The organism is Escherichia sp. KTE52 (assembly GCF_000408325.1).
Lineage (GTDB): Bacteria > Pseudomonadota > Gammaproteobacteria > Enterobacterales > Enterobacteriaceae > Escherichia > Escherichia marmotae.
The window spans coordinates 762244-784276 of sequence record NZ_KE138676.1 but is presented as its reverse complement, the minus strand read 5'-3'; the positions used below and the strand labels follow the sequence as shown (position 1 = coordinate 784276).

Annotated in this window: 25 protein-coding genes and 1 pseudogene; 13 read left to right on the top strand and 13 right to left on the bottom strand. The window is 48.5% G+C overall.

Features of this window, described 5'->3' with window-relative positions; genetic code table 11:
• Window positions 1-24: 24 nt before the first annotated feature.
• Together A1SC_RS17315 and ydfZ are read left to right on the top strand one after the other, a co-directional pair.
• Window positions 25-711, top strand: a complete 687-nt coding sequence (locus A1SC_RS17315) for a GntR family transcriptional regulator (protein WP_000215557.1) — start codon at window positions 25-27, stop codon at window positions 709-711.
• Between the two features lie 174 nt (window positions 712-885).
• Complete coding sequence (gene ydfZ, locus A1SC_RS17320) at window positions 886-1089, top strand: putative selenium delivery protein YdfZ (RefSeq protein WP_000214710.1); 204 nt, start codon at window positions 886-888, stop codon at window positions 1087-1089.
• A gap of 35 nt (window positions 1090-1124) precedes the next feature.
• Here ydfZ and A1SC_RS17325 read toward each other — a convergent pair whose 3' ends face one another.
• The 4 genes from A1SC_RS17325 to A1SC_RS17340 all read right to left on the bottom strand — a co-directional run bounded on the left by A1SC_RS17325 (window position 1125) and on the right by A1SC_RS17340 (window position 5862).
• Window positions 1125-2585 carry a mannitol dehydrogenase family protein gene (locus A1SC_RS17325; protein ID WP_000527834.1) on the bottom strand — a complete coding sequence of 487 codons (1461 nt, stop codon included), beginning with the start codon at window positions 2583-2585 and terminating at the stop codon, window positions 1125-1127.
• Between the two features lie 126 nt (window positions 2586-2711).
• A complete protein-coding gene (locus tag A1SC_RS17330) occupies window positions 2712-4046 on the bottom strand; it encodes an MFS transporter (RefSeq protein ID WP_000255059.1) in 1335 nt (444 codons plus the stop codon).
• Window positions 4047-4105: 59 nt separating this feature from the next.
• Window positions 4106-5320 (bottom strand): starvation-sensing protein RspA, encoded by a 1215-nt coding sequence (gene rspA / locus A1SC_RS17335; RefSeq protein WP_000706280.1) that lies wholly within the window; start codon window positions 5318-5320, stop codon window positions 4106-4108.
• A 215-nt stretch (window positions 5321-5535) separates the two neighbouring features.
• Window positions 5536-5862 carry a YnfA family protein gene (locus A1SC_RS17340; protein ID WP_001516354.1) on the bottom strand — a complete coding sequence of 109 codons (327 nt, stop codon included), beginning with the start codon at window positions 5860-5862 and terminating at the stop codon, window positions 5536-5538.
• A gap of 134 nt (window positions 5863-5996) precedes the next feature.
• On the opposite strand from A1SC_RS17340, the gene A1SC_RS17345 reads away from it, so the two are divergent.
• Together A1SC_RS17345 and speG are read left to right on the top strand one after the other, a co-directional pair.
• Window positions 5997-6338 (top strand): DUF1283 family protein, encoded by a 342-nt coding sequence (locus A1SC_RS17345; protein ID WP_001027860.1) that lies wholly within the window; start codon window positions 5997-5999, stop codon window positions 6336-6338.
• Window positions 6339-6372: 34 nt separating this feature from the next.
• Window positions 6373-6933, top strand: a complete 561-nt coding sequence (gene speG, locus A1SC_RS17350) for a spermidine N1-acetyltransferase (protein WP_000199502.1) — start codon at window positions 6373-6375, stop codon at window positions 6931-6933.
• Window positions 6934-6935: 2 nt separating this feature from the next.
• Here the strand turns inward: speG and A1SC_RS17355 are convergent, their stop codons facing one another.
• Window positions 6936-7646: a YnfC family lipoprotein gene (locus tag A1SC_RS17355; RefSeq protein WP_085947941.1), complete on the bottom strand. Its 711-nt coding sequence runs from the start codon at window positions 7644-7646 to the stop codon at window positions 6936-6938.
• Window positions 7647-7752: 106 nt separating this feature from the next.
• Here A1SC_RS17355 and A1SC_RS17360 point away from each other — a divergent pair, with 106 nt between their 5' ends.
• The 4 genes and pseudogenes from A1SC_RS17360 (at window position 7753) to clcB (ending at window position 10399) form a co-directional block, all read left to right on the top strand.
• On the top strand, window positions 7753-8061 hold the full coding sequence (locus A1SC_RS17360; RefSeq protein WP_000799836.1) for a DUF1161 domain-containing protein: 309 nt from the start codon (window positions 7753-7755) through the stop codon (window positions 8059-8061).
• A gap of 147 nt (window positions 8062-8208) precedes the next feature.
• A pseudogene (locus A1SC_RS25750) lies at window positions 8209-8292 on the top strand (hypothetical protein); the annotation flags it as partial.
• Window positions 8293-8334: 42 nt separating this feature from the next.
• Window positions 8335-8949, top strand: coding sequence for a Tat proofreading chaperone DmsD (gene dmsD / locus A1SC_RS17365; protein WP_000148720.1), 615 nt, complete (start codon window positions 8335-8337; stop codon window positions 8947-8949).
• Between the two features lie 157 nt (window positions 8950-9106).
• Window positions 9107-10399, top strand: coding sequence for a voltage-gated ClC-type chloride channel ClcB (clcB, locus tag A1SC_RS17370; RefSeq protein WP_071985624.1), 1293 nt, complete (start codon window positions 9107-9109; stop codon window positions 10397-10399).
• Here the strand turns inward: clcB and bioD are convergent.
• From bioD to A1SC_RS17385, 3 genes are all read right to left on the bottom strand, one after another.
• Window positions 10352-11047: a dethiobiotin synthase gene (bioD, locus tag A1SC_RS17375; protein WP_000919218.1), complete on the bottom strand. Its 696-nt coding sequence runs from the start codon at window positions 11045-11047 to the stop codon at window positions 10352-10354. The genes clcB and bioD overlap by 48 nt on opposite strands.
• 125 nt (window positions 11048-11172) lie before the next feature.
• Window positions 11173-12393, bottom strand: a complete 1221-nt coding sequence (gene mlc, locus A1SC_RS17380) for a sugar metabolism global transcriptional regulator Mlc (RefSeq protein ID WP_000225254.1) — start codon at window positions 12391-12393, stop codon at window positions 11173-11175.
• Window positions 12394-12530: 137 nt separating this feature from the next.
• Window positions 12531-13421 (bottom strand): LysR family transcriptional regulator, encoded by an 891-nt coding sequence (locus tag A1SC_RS17385; RefSeq protein ID WP_001516353.1) that lies wholly within the window; start codon window positions 13419-13421, stop codon window positions 12531-12533.
• A gap of 106 nt (window positions 13422-13527) precedes the next feature.
• On the opposite strand from A1SC_RS17385, the gene A1SC_RS17390 reads away from it, so the two are divergent.
• Entirely contained in the window at window positions 13528-14781 is a 1254-nt protein-coding gene (locus tag A1SC_RS17390) for an MFS transporter (RefSeq protein WP_000091861.1), read from the top strand.
• Between the two features lie 47 nt (window positions 14782-14828).
• Here A1SC_RS17390 and A1SC_RS26170 read toward each other — a convergent pair whose 3' ends face one another.
• Entirely contained in the window at window positions 14829-14933 is a 105-nt protein-coding gene (locus A1SC_RS26170; protein WP_212632918.1) for a KPN_01571 family protein, read from the bottom strand.
• 269 nt (window positions 14934-15202) lie between these two features.
• Here A1SC_RS26170 and asr point away from each other — a divergent pair, with 269 nt between their 5' ends.
• The 3 genes from asr to A1SC_RS17400 all read left to right on the top strand — a co-directional run bounded on the left by asr (window position 15203) and on the right by A1SC_RS17400 (window position 16605).
• Window positions 15203-15508, top strand: a complete 306-nt coding sequence (gene asr, locus A1SC_RS17395; protein ID WP_000756318.1) for an acid resistance repetitive basic protein Asr — start codon at window positions 15203-15205, stop codon at window positions 15506-15508.
• 92 nt (window positions 15509-15600) lie between these two features.
• Window positions 15601-15684, top strand: a complete 84-nt coding sequence (locus tag A1SC_RS0121315) for a small membrane protein YdgU (protein WP_000233090.1) — start codon at window positions 15601-15603, stop codon at window positions 15682-15684.
• Between the two features lie 99 nt (window positions 15685-15783).
• Window positions 15784-16605, top strand: coding sequence for a trypsin-like serine peptidase (locus tag A1SC_RS17400; RefSeq protein WP_001260827.1), 822 nt, complete (start codon window positions 15784-15786; stop codon window positions 16603-16605).
• A 38-nt stretch (window positions 16606-16643) separates the two neighbouring features.
• On the opposite strand, the gene mdtI is transcribed toward A1SC_RS17400, so the two are convergent.
• Together mdtI and mdtJ are read right to left on the bottom strand one after the other, a co-directional pair.
• Window positions 16644-16973: a multidrug/spermidine efflux SMR transporter subunit MdtI gene (mdtI, locus tag A1SC_RS17405; protein WP_001516352.1), complete on the bottom strand. Its 330-nt coding sequence runs from the start codon at window positions 16971-16973 to the stop codon at window positions 16644-16646.
• Window positions 16960-17325, bottom strand: a complete 366-nt coding sequence (mdtJ, locus tag A1SC_RS17410; protein ID WP_000276139.1) for a multidrug/spermidine efflux SMR transporter subunit MdtJ — start codon at window positions 17323-17325, stop codon at window positions 16960-16962. Before mdtJ ends, mdtI begins: the two co-directional genes overlap by 14 nt.
• Before the next feature lie 401 nt (window positions 17326-17726).
• Between mdtJ and tqsA the strand changes: the two genes are divergently transcribed.
• Window positions 17727-18761: an AI-2 transporter TqsA gene (gene tqsA / locus A1SC_RS17415; protein ID WP_001516351.1), complete on the top strand. Its 1035-nt coding sequence runs from the start codon at window positions 17727-17729 to the stop codon at window positions 18759-18761.
• Between the two features lie 24 nt (window positions 18762-18785).
• On the opposite strand, the gene pntB is transcribed toward tqsA, so the two are convergent.
• On the bottom strand, window positions 18786-20174 hold the full coding sequence (pntB, locus tag A1SC_RS17420) for a Re/Si-specific NAD(P)(+) transhydrogenase subunit beta (RefSeq protein WP_000014047.1): 1389 nt from the start codon (window positions 20172-20174) through the stop codon (window positions 18786-18788).
• 10 nt (window positions 20175-20184) lie between these two features.
• Window positions 20185-21717: a Re/Si-specific NAD(P)(+) transhydrogenase subunit alpha gene (gene pntA, locus A1SC_RS17425; RefSeq protein WP_016261998.1), complete on the bottom strand. Its 1533-nt coding sequence runs from the start codon at window positions 21715-21717 to the stop codon at window positions 20185-20187.
• Window positions 21718-22033 lie beyond the last annotated feature (316 nt).

Below are 22033 nucleotides of genomic sequence, written 5' to 3'. Positions count from 1 at the left end.
TAACCCACTCAAAAGCAAGAACGAATGACCGTCGAAACACAACTCAATCCCACGCAACCAGTCAATCAACAGATTTATCGTATTCTCCGTCGCGACATTGTGCATTGTCTGATTGCACCGGGTACGCCGTTATCGGAAAAAGAAGTTTCTGTTCGTTTCAATGTGTCGCGCCAGCCAGTTCGTGAAGCCTTCATTAAGCTGGCGGAAAATGGCCTGATTCAAATTCGCCCGCAACGTGGCAGCTACGTCAATAAAATCTCCATGACTCAGGTACGCAACGGTAGTTTTATCCGCCAGGCCATTGAGTGCGCCGTAGTCCGCAGAGCGGCGACCATGATTACCGATAGCCAGTGCTACCTGCTTGAGCAAAATCTCCACCAGCAACGTATAGCCATTGAACGCAAACAACTGGATGATTTTTTTGAACTTGATGATAACTTCCACCAAATCCTGACGCAGATTGCCGACTGTCAGCTCGCGTGGGACACCATTGAAAACCTGAAAGCGACCATTGACCGGGTACGCTATATGAGTTTTGACCACGTCTCGCCACCAGATATGTTGCTGCGCCAACACATGGATATTTTTACTGCGCTACAAAAGCATGATGTCACTGCGGTAGAAAAAGCAATGACACTGCATTTGCAGGAAATAAGTGAATCCGTGCAGCAAATCCGCCAGGAAAACAGCGACTGGTTTAGCGAAGAGTAATTCATGTCCTCTCATCCCACCCGGGATGAGACTCCATTCCCTTCTTCTGGTTCATGCAAGCATCAAAAAAGATGTGAACTTGATCATAAACAAAAAAATATTCACTCGACAGGAGTATTTATATTGCGCCCGTTACGTGGGCTTCGACTGTAAATCAGAAAGGAGAAAACACCTATGACGACCTACGATCGTAACCGTAACGCAATCACCACTGGCAGCCGTGTTATGGTTAGCGGCACCGGTCACACTGGCAAGATCCTGTCGATTGATACTGAAGGTCTGACCGCAGAGCAAATCCGCCGCGGAAAAACCGTGGTTGTTGAAGGTTGTGATGAAAAACTCGCGCCTCTGGACCTGATTCGTCTCGGCATGAACTAAGCGTGTGAATGCCGCCGATGGCGGCATTGCTGTTTTTACGCCACGGTATATTTTGCCACGGTTGCTTTCGCGCCTTCAGTCAATAAAGACAAATACGCCTCTGTTACTTTATCTGTGAATAAAGCATTGTTCGGCAAATCGTTACCAAAGATCGCCTCAATCGCTATCAATGCCCGCACGCGTTCTTTCCCTTCCTCACTATTTTGTACGGTCTGCTGGATCACAGACAATAACGGGTCGCTGATCTCAATTGGATTACCCAGCTCATCTACACCGCCGACATAACGCATCCAACCCGCGACACCAAGCGCCAGGAGATTAAATGAACTGCCATGCGCTAAATGCCAGCGCACAGAATCCAGCATACGTTGCGGCAGTTTCTGACTACCATCCATCGCAATCTGCCAGGTCCGATGGCGTAAAGCAGGGTTACTGTAGCGCTCAATCAATCGGTTAGCATAATCTTGCAGATCCACTCCCTGCACTTTCAGCGTCGGTGCCTGTTCCTGCAACATTAATGTAAGCGCTGCACGGCGATAATTATCATCTTCCATACAATCATTAATATGCTGATAACCCGCCAGATATCCCAGATAAGCCAGGAAGGAATGGCTGCCGTTGAGCATACGCAGTTTCATCTCTTCATATGGCAGTACATCACTAACCAGTTCGGCTCCCGCTTTTTCCCATTCCGGGCGTCCGGCAACAAAGTTATCTTCAATCACCCACTGGCGGAAAGGTTCACAGGCAACACCTGCCGGATCACGCACACCGGCGAGTTGTTCGATTTTATCCAGTGTTTCTGCCGTGACCGCGGGTACAATGCGATCCACCATTGTCGATGGGAAAGTCACGTTTTCTACAATCCATTGCGCCAGTTTTTCGTCGACAGCACGCGCATAAGAAGTGACAACGTCACGCATGACATGACCATTTTCAGGCATGTTATCGCACGACATCACCGTAAATGCCTGTAACCCTGCCGCTTTACGTCGTGCCAACGCCTCGACGATAACCCCTGGTGCCGTTTTGGGCTGGTGAGGATTGTTCAGATCAGCGACGATCATTGGGTGATCCAACATTAACTGGCCGCTCGCCGGTGAGTGGAAATAACCTTTCTCCGTAATTGTCAGGGAGACAATAGCAATTTGCGGTTCACACATGGCAGCCAGTACCGCTTCCAAACCGTCGATTTGCACATGCAGCGCTTTTTTCACTACGCCAATGACACGAGCAGTCCAGGCATCTGCGGACATCTCCGCAACGGTATAGAGATTATCTTGCTGCTTTAGATCGACGATTTGCTGTTCCCCGCCGATTAAGTTGACCTCATAATATCCCCAGTCACTGAAATGTTCAGCGGCAAGAATATCGGCATACACGCCTTGATGCGCGCGATGAAATGCGCCAAAACCTAAATGAACAATTCGAGGTATCAAATTATTACGCTCATAGACAGGAAGCGTAGCCTTCGCTGATAACAAATTATTTCCCATGATCCCATATCCTAATTGTCAATAATATTCTTGACTATATGTAATTCTGCTTTACACATTTAACAATAAAACGCTTACATGCCTCATAAAAATCAAGGTGACACTTGTCACCTTGAATAATTTATATTAATGCTTTGCCCACTCCTGATATTCTGATTTTAATTTTCGTGGCGCAGTTTCTGGCATCAGAATCAAACCACCAATAGAAATAACACCAAGAACAATCACATAAATAGCCATGCCATAATAATGACCACCGGTAACCTGAAGGATTTTTACTGCAACCAACCCCAATACTCCGCTACCTATTAATGAACCTAATTGCCAAATTAGAGCAATACCACTGCACCGAATATGGGTTGGGAATAACTCAGGGAAAAAAGATGCCTGCGGTGCATAACACATGCTATGACCAAAACTAATGACAATTATCATTACCAACTGTGTTAGCCAGAAGTTATCTTGATTGATAGCCAGGAAAAAAGGAATAATCATGATAACTTGTAATAAAGCGCCCATAATATAAACAGGTTTACGACCAATCTTGTCACAAAGCGCCCCCATTAAAGGAATTGCGAACACTTCTATAATGACGGCGACAATCATCGTCTCCATTAAAATATTAGCATCCAGATTGTTAGCTTTCCCGTAAGCCAATACAATTACAGTAAACATCGCGAATGTACAGGCTTCAATCAGTTTTGCGCAAACGCCTTTTGCTACAATGCCAGGATAATCACGTATAACTTCAATTAGAGGGCGAGACTCCTCTGCTTTTGTTTCCCTAATTTGAGCAAATACAGGAGACTCATCAATTTTTAAACGAATAAATAATCCTACGATTACAAGTAACAGGCTCAATAAAAATGGAATACGCCAACCATAGTCCATCATCGCTTCTGGAGTTAACGTCGCATTGAGTATTGCGAATAATGCCATCGGAAGTAAAAAGCCTACTGGAGCACCAATCTGAACCCAACTGGCAAAAAAACCACGTCGTTTGGGCTCAGCATATTCAGCAGTCATCAATACAGCACCAGCCTGTTCGCCTCCAACCCCAAAACCTTGTAAGACTCGTATAAATATTAATAATGCCGGAGCCCATATACCGATCTCTTCATAGGTTGGTAGTAACCCAATGCAAAAAGTGCCCAATCCAACAATTAAGATCGTAATAACCAATGCTTTTTTTCTTCCGACTTTATCACCTATATGCCCAAATACAATCCCTCCCAGAGGTCGAGCAAGAAAGCCAACAGCATATGTGGCAAACGCGGCCAGTGTACTAATTAAAGGATCATCACTGGGGAAAAATAAATGACCGAAAAATAATACTGCCGCTGTGCCATAAGCAAAGAAATCGTAGTATTCAGCAGCAGTACCAATCGCTGAAGCCGACGCAACACGTCGAACGACAGGTGTATTTTTGATTTCATTTTTTATATCGACGGAACTAACCATAAAAATATACCTTTGTAGGATTGAGGAATAATCAACATCCATGTCGCAAGTTTTTTACCTTACCAGTTCCATAACGTGCCATCTTCCAGACGTGCGACTGGCAGATAAGCAGGTTCGTAGGGATATTTCGCCGCCAGCTTTTCATCGAACTCGATGCCAATACCTGGCTTGTCACCCGGATGCATATAGCCGTTATCGAAGCTCCAGTTGTGCGGGAACACTTCGAGCATTTGTTCTGAGTAGCCCATGTATTCTTGTACGCCAAAATTCGGCACCCACAGGTCAAAGTGCAAAGCCGCAGCCATGCAGACTGGTGACAAATCGGAAGGGCCGTGTGAGCCTGTGCGCACCTGATAAAGCGAAGCAAAATCCGCAATCCGACGCATACCGGTAATGCCGCCTGCATGGGTCAGCGTGGTACGGATATAGTCGATAAGTTGCTCTTCAATGAGCTGTTTGCAGTCCCAAATGCTATTGAATACTTCACCCACCGCAATTGGCGTGACGGTATGTTGGCGAATCAGACGGAAACACTCCTGGTTTTCTGCGGGGGTCGGATCTTCCATCCAGAACATGCGAAAATCTTCAATGCTTTTACCAAAGCGCGCCGCTTCAATAGGCGTTAAGCGATGATGCATGTCATGCAGCAAATGTTCATCAAAACCAAACTTGTTACGTACCGCGTCGAACAGTTTTGGCATGAAGTCGAGATATTTTTCCGTTGACCACAACTGCTCTTCTGGCCACTGCCCTTTGGTTGCAGGTTCATAGGCCTGCCCTTTTCCTTTGGACATACCGTAAGTCGTTTTCATGCCAGGAATACCGCACTGCACGCGGATGGCCTTGAATCCCAGTTCCTGATGACGGGCATAATCATCCAGTGCCTCATCAATACTGTGACCGGTGGTATGGCAATAGACCATCACCCCTTCGCGAGAGGCGCCGCCGAGTAACTGGTAAAGCGGCATGTTGGCAGCTTTGGCTTTAATGTCCCATAGCGCCATATCAACGGCTGAAATGGCCGACATAGTCACCGGACCGCGACGCCAGTAAGCGCCTTTATAGAAAAACTGCCAGATATCTTCGATACGGTGGGCATCGCGGCCTATAAGTTGCGGACACAGGTGATCCTGCAAATAGGACGCAACGGAAAGCTCGCGTCCGTTGAGAGTGGCATCACCAAGACCGGTAATACCGTCCTCGGTGGTGATTTTTAAGGTGACGAAATTACGCCCCGGACAGGTAACAAAAACTTCAGCCCCTACAATCTTCATGTTCTATTCCTTGCATCGCTTATCGTGATGCATGAAATCTACGCAACTGAGCTACTACCATACAAGTATGAAGATCAAAAAAAGCCAGAACGATCACAAAAAAAAGCGCATATTTGCGCCATGAATAGTTCTAAAAATAGTCAAAGCTTATTGTTTTTCAGTGCCCTGACAAGACGTATGTCATTGATAATAAAATATCTTATAGACCAGAAAAATCAGGCACGTCCCCAGCCAGCAACAATAATCAACATACCGCAAAGCGCAATTATCGCGCCTGTCCAGTCGTAGAGACTGAGCTTCACCCCATCCACCACACGCAGCCAAATCAACGCCGTACAGACATAAACTCCACCATAAGCCGCATAAACTCGCCCACTTGCTGCGGGATGTAACGTTAACAGCCAGACAAACAGCGCCAGGGAAATCCCCGCCGGAACCAACAGCCAGACGCTGGCATTTCGTTTCAGCCATAACCAGGGTAAAAAGCAACCCATGATTTCACACAGGGCAGTAACAAAAAACAGTAACGTTGTTTTAATCATCTTTGTCACTTATTGACATCATGTATATTTATAGGGCGACATAATATCATCAACATATACATCCTTCTGTTACGTTTCGTGTTCACAGTGGATCGTGTAAAATCGCCTTTAATCATTCATACAAGGAATGAATCATGAATATCACTCTCTGCAAAAAACTCAGCCTGCTCGCTTTTCTGCTGCCTTGCGCACTGGCATTTAGCGCAACTACTCATGCAGAAACTAACAAACTGGTGATTGAATCTGGCGACAGCGCACAGAGTCGCCAGCAGGCGGCGATGGAAAAAGAGCAATGGAATGACACGCGTAATCTGCGTCAGAAAGTCAACAAACGCACCGAGAAAGAATGGGATAAAGCTGACGCCGCATTCGATAACCGCGATAAATGTGAGCAGAGTGCCAACATTAATGCCTACTGGGAGCCGAATACTTTACGCTGTCTGGACCGTCGTACTGGCCGCGTAATCATCCCCTAACCTGTTATTGATATAAGGAATGTAAGGACACGTTATGACAAGCGCCCACAGTGTTAAGCTACGTCCGCTGGAGCGTGAAGATTTACGCTATGTGCATCAACTCGACAATAACGCCAGCGTAATGCGTTACTGGTTTGAGGAACCCTACGAAGCCTTCGTTGAACTCTCTGATCTGTACGATAAACATATTCACGATCAGAGTGAACGCCGTTTCGTCGTGGAATGTGATGGCGAAAAAGCCGGTCTGGTAGAGCTGGTGGAAATTAACCACGTCCATCGCCGCGCTGAATTTCAGATAATCATCTCCCCGGAATACCAGGGTAAAGGTCTGGCAACCCGCGCCGCGACATTAGCGATGGATTATGGCTTCACTGTTCTTAATCTCTATAAACTTTATCTGATCGTCGATAAAGAGAATGAAAAAGCGATTCATATTTACCGTAAGCTCGGTTTTACGGTCGAAGGTGAACTGATGCATGAATTCTTTATTAACGGTCAATATCGCAATGCCATTCGCATGTGCATATTCCAGCATCAGTATCTGGCGGAACATAAAACGCAGGGGCAGACTCTACTGAAACCGACCGCGCAATAGCATTAATAATAATCAATGGTATTTTTGATGGTGTAAACCCGTTCGACAGCGGGTTTTTCCCCCTCATCCACAATGATTAATTGGCAGTCCACCGGATTGGCGTGGCTGTCATATTCACAGGTCTGTCTGATATTGCCAACCTGTTGATTATTCAGCAAAGTAATGGCCGTATAATCGAGTTTTTTGATCGGATCCTTTGACGGTGTCGCGGTGACAGATAACGTTTTGTCGTTGCTTATTGTCGTTTTACCCAGCGGATACCCCTGGCCATCATACCGATACTCCATCTTCATCTGTTTACTGCTGGCTTTAACCACGAAGCCATTATCATCGGTTTCCCAACTCACCCCTGCGGAAGGTAATTCCGCTAACTGACATTTCCCCTGTAAACGTACTCGCTTCTCCAGCGTCTGTGCATCACGGTAATAATTTGCGTCTAACACCAGGGCAACTACAGTATTATTCTCCAGATCCAGCAATTCGAGAGAATCAAAACAGCCTTCTTCCGATAAAGTACCTGAAACGCGCTTCGTTACTTCCCCTTGCTCATTTATTAATGTCTGAGTGAAATCCTTAACCGGACCACGCAGCGGATCAAAATCGAATTCATTAGAGAAACTGGCCATCTCTGGCGTAAAAGAGAGCGTTACTTCTGTGCGGTCACATCCTGTAAGCGTTATCGCGAGCAAACATGGCAGTAATTTGGCATTCACATCAGTCACCTGACAGTAAAGATGATTCTCAATCATAGTAGCAAATACAGTAATTTACACGTGAAATGCTATGCTTAGGTAGTAATATTCATGTAAGGAGCCAATGATGAAAAACGTCGCCTGTAGTGCCGCACTTCTGCTCGCCCTGGCCTCATCCACAGTGCTCGCCGCGTCGGATTCTTGTGAGCGTATAAAAAGCGATATTTCACAGCGCATTATCAATAACGGCGTCCCGGAAAGCAGCTTCACTTTAAGTATTGTGCCGAATGATCAGGTTGATCAGCCTGATTCACAGGTCGTCGGGCATTGTGCCAACGACACGCATAAAATTCTCTATACCCGCACCACCAGCGGTAATGTTTCTGCCCACTCTCAACCAACCCATGATAGTGGCCCTGCCGAACCGCAGCAATAAACCTGTGGCTGCCTGATACGACGCTTACGCGTCTTATCAGGTCTACGTCCAGGTCTGGCGCGTGTGGTATTGTTATGCACTGGTCTAAGATGCAGGCTGTGTTCACTAATCCACGCCATAACCCTTGCCGGGTTTGTGCGGGAATGAATCCTCATACCTGATGGCGAGATGATCGGGCGTGCGCTCTTTTATGGCCTGCATATGACCGTCGGAATGGCCGTCGCAGGTTAACAAATTAGTGCGGGTTACCCCGCACGTTTCAGGATGATAAGAATGACGCATTTTTCACAACAAGATAATTTTTCTGTCGCGGCGCGCGTGCTGGGCGCGCTGTTTTATTACGCTCCAGAGAGTGCAGAAGCCTCTCCGCTGGTTTCTGCGTTAACCGGCGACGGCTGGGATACCCAGTGGCCCTTGTCACAAACGTCATTAGCACCGCTGGTAACGACTTTTAAGGAAGAGTGTGAAGAGTCGCGTAATCAGGCCTGGCAACGGCTGTTTGTCGGCCCGTATGCGCTACCGTCACCGCCGTGGGGATCTGTCTGGCTGGATCGCGAATCGGTGCTGTTTGGCGATTCTACATTGGCGCTCCGTCAATGGATGCGCGAAAAAGGCATTCAGTTTGAAATGAAACAAAACGAACCGGAAGATCATTTTGGTTCACTGCTATTGATGGCGGCATGGCTGGCAGAGAACGGTCGCCAGACCGAGTGCGAAGAATTGCTGGCGTGGCACCTTTTACCGTGGTCGACACGTTTCCTTGAGGTGTTTATCGAAAAAGCAGAACACCCTTTTTATCGCTCACTCGGTGAGCTGGCCCGTTTAACACTGGCACAATGGCAGTCACAATTGTTAATTCCTGTCGCGGTTAAGCCTCTGTTTCGTTGAATAATCGTTAGTATGACCGAAAGGCGGTAACTGCACGCCTTTCGGATAAAATAAGTGACAACGTCACGATTAATTTCTCATAAAGCACATACAGCTTTTGCTCCAGACCCCTTTTCCCGCAAAATAGATGCCTGTGTTTAATTTGCCATTTCTGCTCATGCATCATCTACACATCTACCCGGATCTACGCACCATGTTCCGCCGTCTGTTTATTGCGACGGTGATCGGTATTCTCGCGGCTCTTGCCGTCGCAGGGTTTCATCATGCGATGCTGTTGCTGGAGTGGTTGTTCCTGAACAATGATTCCGGAAGTCTGGTTAATGCTGCCATGAACCTTTCGCCGTGGCGTCGCCTGCTAACTCCGGCACTTGGCGGACTGGCAGCAGGTCTATTGCTGATGGGATGGCAGAAATTCACGCAACAACGCCCTCACGCGCCTACCGATTATATGGAGGCATTACAAACCGATGGGCAGTTTGATTATGCCACCAGTCTGGTCAAATCTTTCGCGTCTTTGCTGGTGGTGACGAGCGGCAGTGCCATTGGACGTGAAGGTGCGATGATCCTGTTGGCAGCGCTTGCCGCCTCCTGGTTTGCACAACGTCTTACACCGCGTGAAGAGTGGAAATTGTGGATTGCCTGTGGCGCTGCTGCGGGGATGGCTGCGGCCTATCGCGCCCCGCTTGCCGGAAGTTTGTTTATTGCTGAAGTGCTGTTTGGCACCATGATGCTGGCCTCTCTCGGTCCGGTGGTAATTTCCGCCGTAGTGGCACTGCTTGTCAGCCATCTTCTTAATAATAGCGATGCTTTGCTCTACAGCGTGCAACTCTCAGTAATAGTTAAGACCCGTGACTATGCGCTGATTATTAGTACTGGTGTACTGATGGGACTGTGCGGTCCACTGTTTTTAAAGCTAATGAACGCCAGTCATCGGGGCTTTGTTAATCTCAAACTTGCGCCCCCCTGGCAACTGGCATTGGGAGGTTTGATCGTGGGACTGCTTTCCCTGCTCACACCGGCTGTGTGGGGCAACGGCTATAGTACGGTACAATCCTTTTTAACTGCCCCGCCACTGCTTACGGTCATTGCAGGGATCTTTCTTTGCAAACTTTTTGCCGTGCTGGCCAGCAGTGGTTCCGGCGCGCCAGGCGGTGTGTTTACGCCAACACTATTTATCGGACTGGCTATTGGTATGCTGTATGGTCGTAGCCTGGGGTTATGGCTTCCTGGCGGAGAAGAAATTACGCTGTTACTTGGGCTAACCGGGATGGCAACACTACTGGCTGCAACCACGCATGCGCCAATTATGTCGACATTGATGATATGCGAAATGACTGGAGAGTATCAGCTACTCCCCGGTTTATTAATTGCTTGTGTGATTGCGTCAGTAACGTCGCGGACGTTACACCGTGACTCTATCTACCGCCAACACACTGCGCAGCATGGGTAAGCGGATGTATTGCCCCAGTTCACGCTGTTCTGCGCGCGGCAAATAAGGCAGTTCGCCAATGAGCGGTGCCGGGAGTTTTTTACCCAATACATCTATGATTTCAGCGTAATGTGCTAACCCTGGGTTGATACGGTTAGCCACCCAGCCAATGAGCGGAAGACCATCGTTCGCAATCGCCTGTGCGGTCAGAAGCGCATGGTTAATACAGCCTTCCTGAATGCCCACCACCATCAACACCGGTAGCTGCTCCTGAACCACCCATTCAGAGAGCGGACGCAGGTCATTCATCAGACTACGCCAGCCGCCAGTGCCTTCGACCACCACATGGTCGACTTTATTCGTCAGGTTAGCCAGACCATTTGAAATGAGGGTGTAATTGATCGGGCAACTGTGCGCCACACTACTTTCTTCTTCGCTTAACGCAATGGGATTGACTGCTTCATAAGGCAGTTCAATAGATGAAACACTCTGCAACACCAGGGCATCTTTATTACGTAGCCCATCGGGTGTCTCTTTGCTCCCCTTCGCTACGGGTTTATACCCCGCAACCGTTTTTCCCTGGGAGGCTAACGCTTGTAGCAATGCGCGGGAAACCACCGTTTTCCCTACAGAAGTGTCTGTACCTGTTATAAAGAAACGCTTCAGCATCACTAACTCCACCGTTATGCTTCACAAATATAAGCCAGGAAAATAATTCAACTTTGGAAGTCTAAGTTATGCTTTCCTGCCCCAATTTGAGATAGCGCAAATTTTGGTAGAACAGTTAAAAAATGTTAACCCTGCAACAGACGAATCAACAAAGAACCGTTATACATAGCGTCTTTTACCAATGCGGCTCCCGCCATCGTCCCCTGATTAGAAAACTGAGTGCTTTCGACGCTAATGTGCTGGCTGTAGGCAGGAAGCGCCTGCTGACGGATGCTGTCAGAAATGACAGGGAACAGGATTTCTGCCGCTTTGCTTAACGGTGAACCAATCAGTATTTTTTGTGGGTTAAATAAATTCACCATGATGGCAAGAATGCGCCCAACATGCGCCCCCACACCGGTAATAATATCTTTTGCCAGCAGATCGCCCCGCAGTGCCGCCTGGCACAATGAGTCCACGGTTAACGGCTGTCCGTGTAACATCGAACTCATGGATTGATTCAAACGTAATTGCGCCAGTTCAAGAATGCTGTCAACACTGGCGATGGTTTCCAGGCAGCCGTGGTTACCGCAATAACAGCGTTTTCCATAGGGGTCGACCTGAGTGTGGCCTATCTCCACAAGGCTACTGCTTCCTGCGTGTAACAGATGACCATCGGTAATCACACCCGCTCCCACATTGTGATCGATAACCACCTGAATCACATCGCGCGCTCCGCGGGATGCGCCGAACAAGGCCTCGGCCATCGTCCATGCGCTGATATCATGCTGAATATAAACCGGTACACCGGTATGCTGCTCAAGCGCTTCACCGAGCGGCATCTCTTTTACGTCCTCGTAGAACGGCATACGATGTACAATACCATTTTCCGTATCAATAATTCCCGGCATGGTAATGGCAATAGAAGTCAGGCGCTCGAGTTTTTTCTGATGGCGAATAAAAAACTGATCAATATGAGTAATGATGCGATCCAACAGCGGTAATTCATCCTGCAGCGCCAACTCCAGCGAGTCTTCCACCACCAACTTGCTGCTTAAATCACGCAGTGCAAGAAAAATCTCGCCACGACTAATACGCAAAGAAAGATAGTGCCAGGCTTCCGTTTCTACTACCAACCCCACCGCCGGACGGCCACGGTTTCCAGCCTCTTTAATTTCCAGCTCTTGCACCAGGTGCGCTTCAAGCATTTCGCGGACAATTTTGGTAATACTGGCTGGCGCGAGCTGCGCCATGCGAGAAAGGTCGATACGCGAAATGGGACCAAGCTGATCAATCAGGCGATATACAGCACCTGCGTTGGTCTGCTTTATTTGATCAATGTGCCCCGGCTGGTTTTCAGCAACCACCTCATACTCCCTATATTTTCGCGCTCCGAAATAATCTGTAGGCTATGGTGAAGCACTTCAATGCGTAACGTCAAATTTTTACTTAGCCATGTGATTGACAGCACATTTTTCGGGATTTTTTGCTGAATTTTTCCTCATCAGAGAGCATTCAGTAGCTGAATACGAAAGTTACGTGCTGCCGGGCTTTGTTCATGATGTTTTGGCCAAACCAGCCACATCTCAGAAACCGCATCCTCTTCCGCAATAGATACCCAACGCATTTCATTGAGTTGTACGCGTTTGAAAGATGCGGGCAAAATCGAAACGCCAAGACCCGCGGAAACCAGGCCGATGATAGTCATCGCCTCGCCGACTTCCTGGGTGATGACTGGGGTGAGATTGTAACGTCGCATCAGGCCGAGAATGTCATCATACAGCCCCGTCCCTACGTGCGGATCAAAAAAAACAAAGGGTTCTTTTGCCAGTTCTGCCAGCGTTACATTCGATTTATTGGCCAAAGGATGATCATGCGGGATCATCGCCATAAGTGGTTCATGCACAATGACCGCGTGGTCCAGCGTCTCCGGCAACACAGTATTTCGTAGCAACCCCATATCCAGCGTCCCTTCGATAAGGGGTGCTATTTGCTCGCGGGTGTTCATCTCGCGTGTCTGCAAATGAACATCAGGAAATTCGCGACGAAACAGCGATAAGGTATCAGATACTGCGCGAATAAATGGCGCTGATGAGGTAAAGCCAATGCGTAACTCTCCCGCCTCTCCCTGATGCAGGCGTTCAGCGCGAGCGGCAGCGTCATCCACCATAGACAGGATTTGCCGACTATCAGCAAGGAACTGCTTCCCTGCTGCCGTCAGCATTACGCTGCGATTGGTTCGTGCCAGCAGTCGCGCGCCAATTTGTTGCTCCAGTATCTGAATCTGCTGGCTTAGCGGCGGTTGTGAAATATTCAGTCGGGCAGCAGCGCGACCAAAATGCAGCTCTTCCGCAACAGCAATGAAGTAACGAAGGTGGCGCAATTCAATATTCATATTTTAAACATCTTATTTGAGACTATTAATATATTAGACATAACAATTCGATTTTCCTAATCTATTCCTAATCCCACATCACGGGCATATTTAGCAAGGATTTCAAGTGAGTCGTACTACAACTGTTGATGGCACTCCGGCAAGTGACACTGACAAGAAAAACCTTTCCCGGACAAACGAATTCATTAAACGCGGTACGCCGCAATTTATGCGTGTCACTCTGGCTCTATTCTCGGCCGGGCTGGCAACCTTTGCGCTTCTTTATTGTGTGCAGCCTATTCTTCCGGTGCTTTCGCAAGAATTTGGCTTAACGCCTGCTAACAGTAGTATTTCACTGTCAATTTCAACGATCATGCTTGCCATTGGTTTACTATTTACTGGCCCACTTTCCGATGCCATAGGTCGCAAGCCGGTGATGGTGACGGCACTACTGTTGGCCTCCATCTGCACGTTACTTTCGACGATGATGACTAGCTGGCACGGTATTTTAATTATGCGCGCCTTGATTGGTCTGTCGTTAAGCGGCGTAGCTGCCGTTGGCATGACCTACCTTAGCGAAGAGATCCACCCCAGTTTTGTGGCATTTTCAATGGGGCTGTACATCAGCGGCAACTCAATTGGCGGTATGAGTGGGCGCTTAATCAGCGGGGTATTTACTGACTTCTTTAACTGGCGAATTGCTCTGGCGGTTATTGGCTGTTTCGCTCTGACCTCAGCGTTAATGTTCTGGAAAATCCTCCCGGAGTCACGCCATTTCCGCCCATCCTCGTTGCGCCCAAAAACGCTGTTTATTAACTTCCGTCTGCACTGCCGTGATCAGGGATTACCCTTATTATTCGTCGAAGGTTTTTTGCTGATGGGGTCGTTCGTCACTCTGTTTAATTACATTGGTTATCGGTTGATGCTTCCCCCCTGGCATGTCAGTCAGGCCGTGGTTGGCTTATTATCGCTAGTCTATTTGACTGGCACCTGGAGTTCGCCAAAAGCAGGCACCATGACTACCCGCTTCGGTCGTGGTCCGGTGATGTTATTTTCGACAGGTGTCATGCTTTTTGGCCTTCTCCTGACATTGTTCAACCCACTGTGGTTGATTTTTGCCGGTATGATGCTTTTCTCTACAGGATTCTTTGCCGCTCACTCTGTCGCCAGTAGCTGGATTGGCCCACGTGCTAAACGCGCCAGAGGCCAGGCTTCCTCGCTGTATCTATTTTGTTACTATCTGGGTTCAAGTATTGCAGGGACATTAGGTGGCGTCTTCTGGCATAACTATGGCTGGAACGGCGTCGGTGCATTTATTGCCGTGATGTTGGTGGTCGCTATTCTGGTCGGAACACGTTTACATCATCGCCTGCACGCCTGAAAAATAAGCCCGGACTGAGTTAAAACCTGTCCGGGCTTATTGTCTGCTCAACTCAACGTTAATAACCATCCCAAAATAGACGAAGTGCCGGCCATTTCTCGCAGTGCATCTAACGCCATCAGGATAATAAGCACCCAAATAAACGGATTCATTTTGCTGTGTGTCATTTATTGTTAATACACGGTGATTCTACCAATTTATAGGTAATGAAAAAGTTAAGTCAATCAATACTACCGATATTGGTGGGAAAATCTCCTTAAGTCACAATGCGTTATTATTTCTCACGTCATCGCTACTCGCTTTGTACATATCGTTACATGCCGAAACCAACCACTCACGGAAGCCTGCTATTTCCAGAGATATAGTCATTACATCGGCCCCGCAGTGGGGTTGCATAAAAAACCAAATTGAGGGTATGACAATGAAAAAAGTATTAGCTCTGGTTGTTGCCGCTGCTATGGGTCTCTCTTCTGCTGCCTTTGCCGCAGAGACTGCGACCACGCCTGCTCCGACTGCTGCTACCAAAGCAGCACCTGCAAAAACCATTCATCATAAAAAACAGCATAAAGCAGCGCCCGCCCAGAAAGCACAAGCGGCTAAAAAACATCATAAAAAAGCAAAAACTGAACAGAAAGCACCTGAGCAAAAAGCACAGGCCGCCAAAAAGCACAGCAAAAAACACAGCCAGCAACAACCGACAAAACCTGCAGCACAGCCAGCCGCATAAGTTTTCGACAGCAATAGTGGCGCGCCCCCTCGCGCCTGAAAATTACGGTGCTAAGCGGGTAACGTTTAGCACCGCCTTTAGCGGAGGGTACTATGGTGGGCCGTTATCGCTTTGAGTTCATTCTTATCATCCTTATTTTATGTGCGCTGATTGCCGCCCGTTTTTATCTTTCCTGAGCGTAGTTATCTGATTTTACTCCCACTTTCATCCCGTCCCGTCTATAGTATTTACGAGGGTTTGCTTTTAATAATCATAATTACTCGCCAGAGTGTGATATGCGTACAACCATTGCTGTAGTACTGGGTGCAATTAGTCTGACATCTGCATTTGTGTTTGCGGATAAACCGGACGATCCTAAATCGGCTCATGATGAGGTCAGCACCCTATTTTTTGGTCATGATGATCGTGTACCGGTAAATAACACGACCCAATCGCCGTGGGATGCGGTTGGGCAACTGGAAACGGCCAGCGGCAATTTATGTACGGCGACGCTGATTGCGCCTAATCTCGCATTAACTGCGGGCCACTGTTTATTAACGCCACCAAAAGGTAAACCAGACAAAGCAATTGCGCTGCGTTTTGTTTCGAATAAAGGGCTATGGCGCTATGAGATCCACGATATTGAAGGTCGTGTTGATCCGACGCTAGGGAAACGGTTAAAGGCTGATGGTGATGGCTGGATTGTCCCGCCCGCAGCCGCGCCGTGGGATTTCGGTTTGATTGTGCTGCGCAATCCCCCTTCTGGCATTACGCCGTTGCCATTATTTGAGGGAGATAAAGCCGCGCTTACCGCCGCATTAAAAGCGGCTGGTCGTAAAGTGACTCAGGCGGGGTATCCCGAAGATCATCTTGATACCTTATACAGCCATCAAAATTGCGAAGTGACTGGCTGGGCGCAAACCTCGGTGATGTCGCATCAGTGCGATACCCTGCCGGGTGACAGCGGTTCGCCACTGATGCTGCATACTGATGACGGCTGGCAGTTAATTGGTGTGCAAAGTTCAGCTCCTGCAGCGAAAGATCGCTGGCGCGCCGATAACCGGGCCATTTCTGTCACCGGTTTTCGCGACAAGTTAGAAGAACTGACCCGGCAATAATGTTCAAACGCTGCCCGCATTGTCGGGCAGCGTGGTCATCAGGCGAGTTTCACCATGATCATTCCGGCCAATAGCAAGATCAGGCCAACCCAGCCTTTGCGATTTAAACGCTGACCAAACAAGATCCACCCCGCAGCTAAAGTGGCGGTAATACCAAACCCACCCCACAATGCATAGGCTACAGACAAGTCGATCCCTTTAACGGCCTGCGAAAGCGCACTAAAGGCAGCAAGCACCGCCGCCAGCGAGAGCAAGCCATAAACTTTGCGGCGAAAGCCGTCAGAAAATTTCAAAAAGACGTTAGCTATGATTTCCAGCACAGTTGCCAGTGCCAACCAGGCGGCATGAACCCATTCAAACTGCGCCACGGTTCACCTCCAGCGAGGGTTTACGTACTTTGCGTGTACCAGATTTAATCAACACAATCCCGACAACCAGGGTTGTTAACCCGGCAATTTTTAGCAGCGATAAGCTTTCATCGAATAACAGAACGCTAAATAGCGTAATAAATAAAATACCGATGCCTTCCCACAGAGCATAAGCCACACCAAGCGCTATTTTTTTCACGGCGAAAGAAAGAAATATATATGACAGTGAAATCATCACCAGCATTAAAATAAATCCACCGTTACCGTTACTGACGCTCGCCCATTTCATTGACAGCGTTCCGGTAATTTCTGTGGCAATAGCCAGACCTAATAAAGCCCAATAAATATACATCGTCCTTCCCCTGCAAGAGAATTATTTTAATGTTCGCTGAATTCAGCGAAACCAAAGAAAAGTATTCAGTCCAGCGCAGAGCGCCAGCTTTGACAGAAGAAAGGACTAAAGCGCGTTGCGCCAGTGTTGCTCGCCTGCGAGCAAGATGCTGGATGAGGTACGAAGATGGGTAAATGTAGAAAATAACGTCCTGAACAAATTGTCCATAATATTACAATTATCCGCAGTGTTGCTTCTCGTCATCGCGGATGATAATTGTCCTCGGTAGTTGTACACGCCTGATTTGTATCATAGCTTAAGAATTAACTCAAAACATTTTCATATCTTTACCTGAGTAGTTTGATTTTCGTTATAATGCCGCAGAAAAAATATTATTCGCGAAGAAAAAAACGGGGATAAACATGGCAAAGCCGATCATCACGCTCAATGGCCTAAAAATCGTCATTATGTTGGGAATGCTGGTCATTATTCTCTGCGGTATCCGGTTTGCCGCCGATATCATCGTCCCCTTTATCCTCGCCCTATTTATCGCAGTCATTCTTAACCCGCTGGTACAACGCATGGTTCGCTGGCGAGTACCGCGCGTACTGGCGGTGTCGATTTTAATGACCATCATCGTAATGGCGATGGTGCTTATGCTGGCCTATCTCGGCTCAACACTCAATGAACTGACCCGCACTTTGCCACAGTATCGCAGCTCAATCATAAAGCCTCTGCAAGCTCTGGAGCCTTTATTACAGCGCGTGGGTATTGATGTCTCAGTTGACCAACTGGCGCATTACATTGACCCGAACGCGGCGATGACGTTACTGACCAACTTACTGACGCAGTTATCTAACGCCATGTCATCAATATTTTTATTGCTGTTGACGGTGCTGTTTATGCTGCTCGAAGTTCCGCAACTGCCCGGCAAACTCCAGCAAATGATGGCACGTCCGGTCGAAGGAATGGCGGCGATTCAGCGCGCGATTGACAGTGTGTCGCATTACCTGGTGCTGAAAACGGCCATCAGCATCATCACCGGACTGGTCGCCTGGGCGATGCTCGCAGCACTGGACGTTCGCTTTGCTTTTGTCTGGGGATTGCTGGCCTTTGCGCTTAATTACATTCCTAATATTGGTTCGGTCCTTGCGGCTATTCCCCCTATCGCCCAGGTACTGGTGTTTAATGGTTTCTACGAAGCGTTGTTGGTGCTGGCGGGATATCTGCTGATTAATCTGGTCTTCGGTAATATTCTGGAACCACGCATTATGGGACGCGGATTGGGGCTTTCCACACTGGTGGTCTTTTTGTCGTTAATTTTTTGGGGATGGTTGTTAGGACCGGTGGGGATGCTGCTTTCGGTGCCGTTGACGATTATTGTCAAAATTGCGCTTGAACAAACAGCGGGAGGTCAAAGCATCGCCGTGCTGTTAAGCGATCTCAAGAAAGAGTAACGGCCTCCACAGAGGCCGTTGAGGTTACAGTGCTTTCAGAATCGCATCCACGCTGGCTTTGGCGTCACCAAACAGCATGTGGGTGTTTTCCTTGAAAAACAGCGGGTTTTGCACACCAGCATAGCCGGTGTTCATCGAACGTTTAAAGACAATCACGTTCTGCGCTTTCCACACTTCCAGTACCGGCATTCCGGCAATTGGGCTTTTCGGATCGTCCTGCGCCGCCGGGTTAACCGTATCGTTCGCACCAATTACCAGCACGGTATCGGTATCAGCAAAGTCATCGTTGATCTCGTCCATTTCCAGCACGATGTCATACGGCACTTTCGCTTCTGCCAGCAATACGTTCATATGCCCAGGCAAACGCCCCGCAACCGGGTGAATACCGAAACGCACGTTGATACCGCGGGCACGCAGTTTCTCGGTGATTTCTGCCACCGGATATTGCGCCTGCGCGACTGCCATGCCGTAACCTGGGGTGATGATCACTGAATGCGAATTTTTCAGCAATTCCGCCGTCTCTTCCGCCGTAATTTCGCGATGTTCACCCACTTCCTGATCGTCGCCGGTAGAGGAACCATCGGTGCCGAAACCACCCGCAATGACGCTGATAAAGGAACGGTTCATCGCCTTACACATGATGTAAGAAAGGATTGCCCCCGAAGAACCGACCAGCGCACCGGTCACAATCAGCAAGTCGTTGCTGAGCATAAAGCCCGCGGCCGCTGCCGCCCAACCAGAGTAAGAGTTCAGCATCGACACCACCACTGGCATATCTGCGCCACCGATGGAAGCCACTAAATGCCAGCCGAAGACCAGTGCAATGGCGGTCATTATCAGCAATGCCAGAACTTGCAGGCCAACGCTTTCGGTGCGGACAAACACAATCAGCAGCAGGAAGGAAACGACCAGAGCAGCCAGATTCATTTTGTGACGGTTTGGCAGCATCAGCGGTTTAGACGAAATTTTGCCGCACAACTTACCGAATGCCACGACCGAGCCGGTGAAGGTCACCGCACCAATGAAGATACCGAGGAATACTTCCGTCAGGTGAATGTTGGCCAGAATCGGAGCCATATCCGCATCGTGATGCAGATAGCTATTAAAACCAACCAGCACCGCCGCCAGCCCCACAAAACTATGCAGGATCGCCACCAGTTCCGGCATTTCAGTCATTTCGACCTTCTTCGCCAGGCGGATACCAATTGCGCCACCGATGACCATCGCCAGCAAGATCCAACCAACATTGCCAGTATCCGGCCCCAAAATAGTAGCGATTAACGCAATCGCCATCCCGGCGATACCGAAGTTGTTACCCTGGCGAGAGGTTTCATGTTTCGAAAGCCCGGCCAGGCTGAAGATAAACAGGATCGCGGCAACAATGTATGCAGCTGTAACTAATCCTCCAGACATATGTTACCCCTTAGTTTTTGCGGAACATTTTCAGCATACGCTGAGTCACGGTGAAGCCACCGAAAATATTAATGCTGGCTATAAGCACCGCGATAAAACTAAGGAAGCTAACCCAGCCGCCCTGGCCAATCTGCAACAGTGCTCCGACAACAATAATCCCTGAAATCGCGTTGGTGACCGACATCAGCGGCGTATGTAGCGCGTGCGATACATTCCACACCACGTAATAGCCCACAACGCACGCCAGCGCGAACACGGTGAAATGCCCGAGGAACTCTTTTGGTGCAACATTTGCCAGCCAACCGAAGAGGATGATTGCCAACGCCATCAGGGCGTATTTACGCCACGGTGAACAGGTGCATTTTTCCTCAGCTTTGACTTCCGGTGCGGCTTTCTGTGTCACCTGTGGCTGGGCTGAAACCTGAATCGGCGGTGCCGGCCAGGTAATTTCGCCAGCACGAATCACGGTCACGCCGCGAATCACTACATCATCAAAATCAACAGTAATGTTGCCGTCTTTCTCCTTGCACAACAGCTTCAGCAGATTGACAAGGTTGGTGCCGTAAAGCTGTGAGGATTGTGTTGGCAGACGCCCCGGAAGATCGGTATAACCAATCACTTTGACGCCATTTTCCGTAGTGAAGATTTCACCCGGCACGGTGTATTCACAGTTACCGCCGTTTTGTGCGGCCAGATCGACAATCACACTGCCCGACTTCATGGAGTCAACCATTTCGCGGGTAATCAGTTTCGGTGCCGGTTTACCTGGAATAAGCGCGGTGGTCACAATGATATCGACCTCTTTTGCCTGCGCAGCAAAGAGTTCCATTTCTGCCTTGATGAACGCTTCCGACATCACTTTGGCATAGCCATCGCCGCTGCCTGCTTCCTCTTTGAAATCCAGTTCGAGGAATTCCGCGCCCATACTTTGAACTTGTTCTTTCACTTCCGGGCGGGTATCAAACGCACGCACAATCGCACCGAGACTGTTTGCCGCACCAATGGCCGCGAGACCCGCAACACCCGCACCAATCACCATCACTTTTGCCGGAGGCACTTTACCTGCCGCGGTGATTTGCCCGGTAAAGAAACGCCCAAACTCATGCGCCGCCTCAACAATGGCGCGATAGCCGGCGATGTTCGCCATCGAACTTAACGCGTCCAGTGATTGCGCGCGTGAGATACGCGGTACGGAGTCCATCGCCATCACGGTGACGTTACGTTCCGCAAGCTTTTGCATTAGCTCCGGATTCAGCGCAGGCCAGATAAAACTCACCAGCGTTGTTCCTGGATTCAGTAACGCAATTTCATCATCTAACGGCGCATTGACCTTCAGAATGATATCTGACTGCCAGACGTTATTCCCTTCTACTATTTCAGCGCCCGCTTGCACAAACGCTTTATCGTCAAAACTTGCCAGTTGACCCGCGCCGCTCTCTACCGCGACGGTAAAACCCAGTTTCAGCAACTGCTCCACTGTTTTGGGCGTTGCTGCAACACGGGTTTCATTGGTTAACCGTTCTCTTGGTATTCCAATTCGCATGATATTCCCTTCCATCGGTTTTATTGATGATGGTTTGCCTGTGTCAGGAACCACACAAGCCGCTCATATACGAGCTAAATGTTACTCCGTTAAAATAAATTAGTAACAAACGCCCTATAACGTACTGAAAATAATGCTTGCGATCTAGCGCCAAAAATCACTATTTCGGCGTTAACTCGAAAAATATTAACGATTCAGCCTTGATAGTGAGATAAACACCATAGAACAACGGATAAAGGGCGATAATTGTCTCCGATAGCCAGGTAAAACATGAGATCACCCCGGTGCAAACTGTCACTTAACATTAAATTAACTT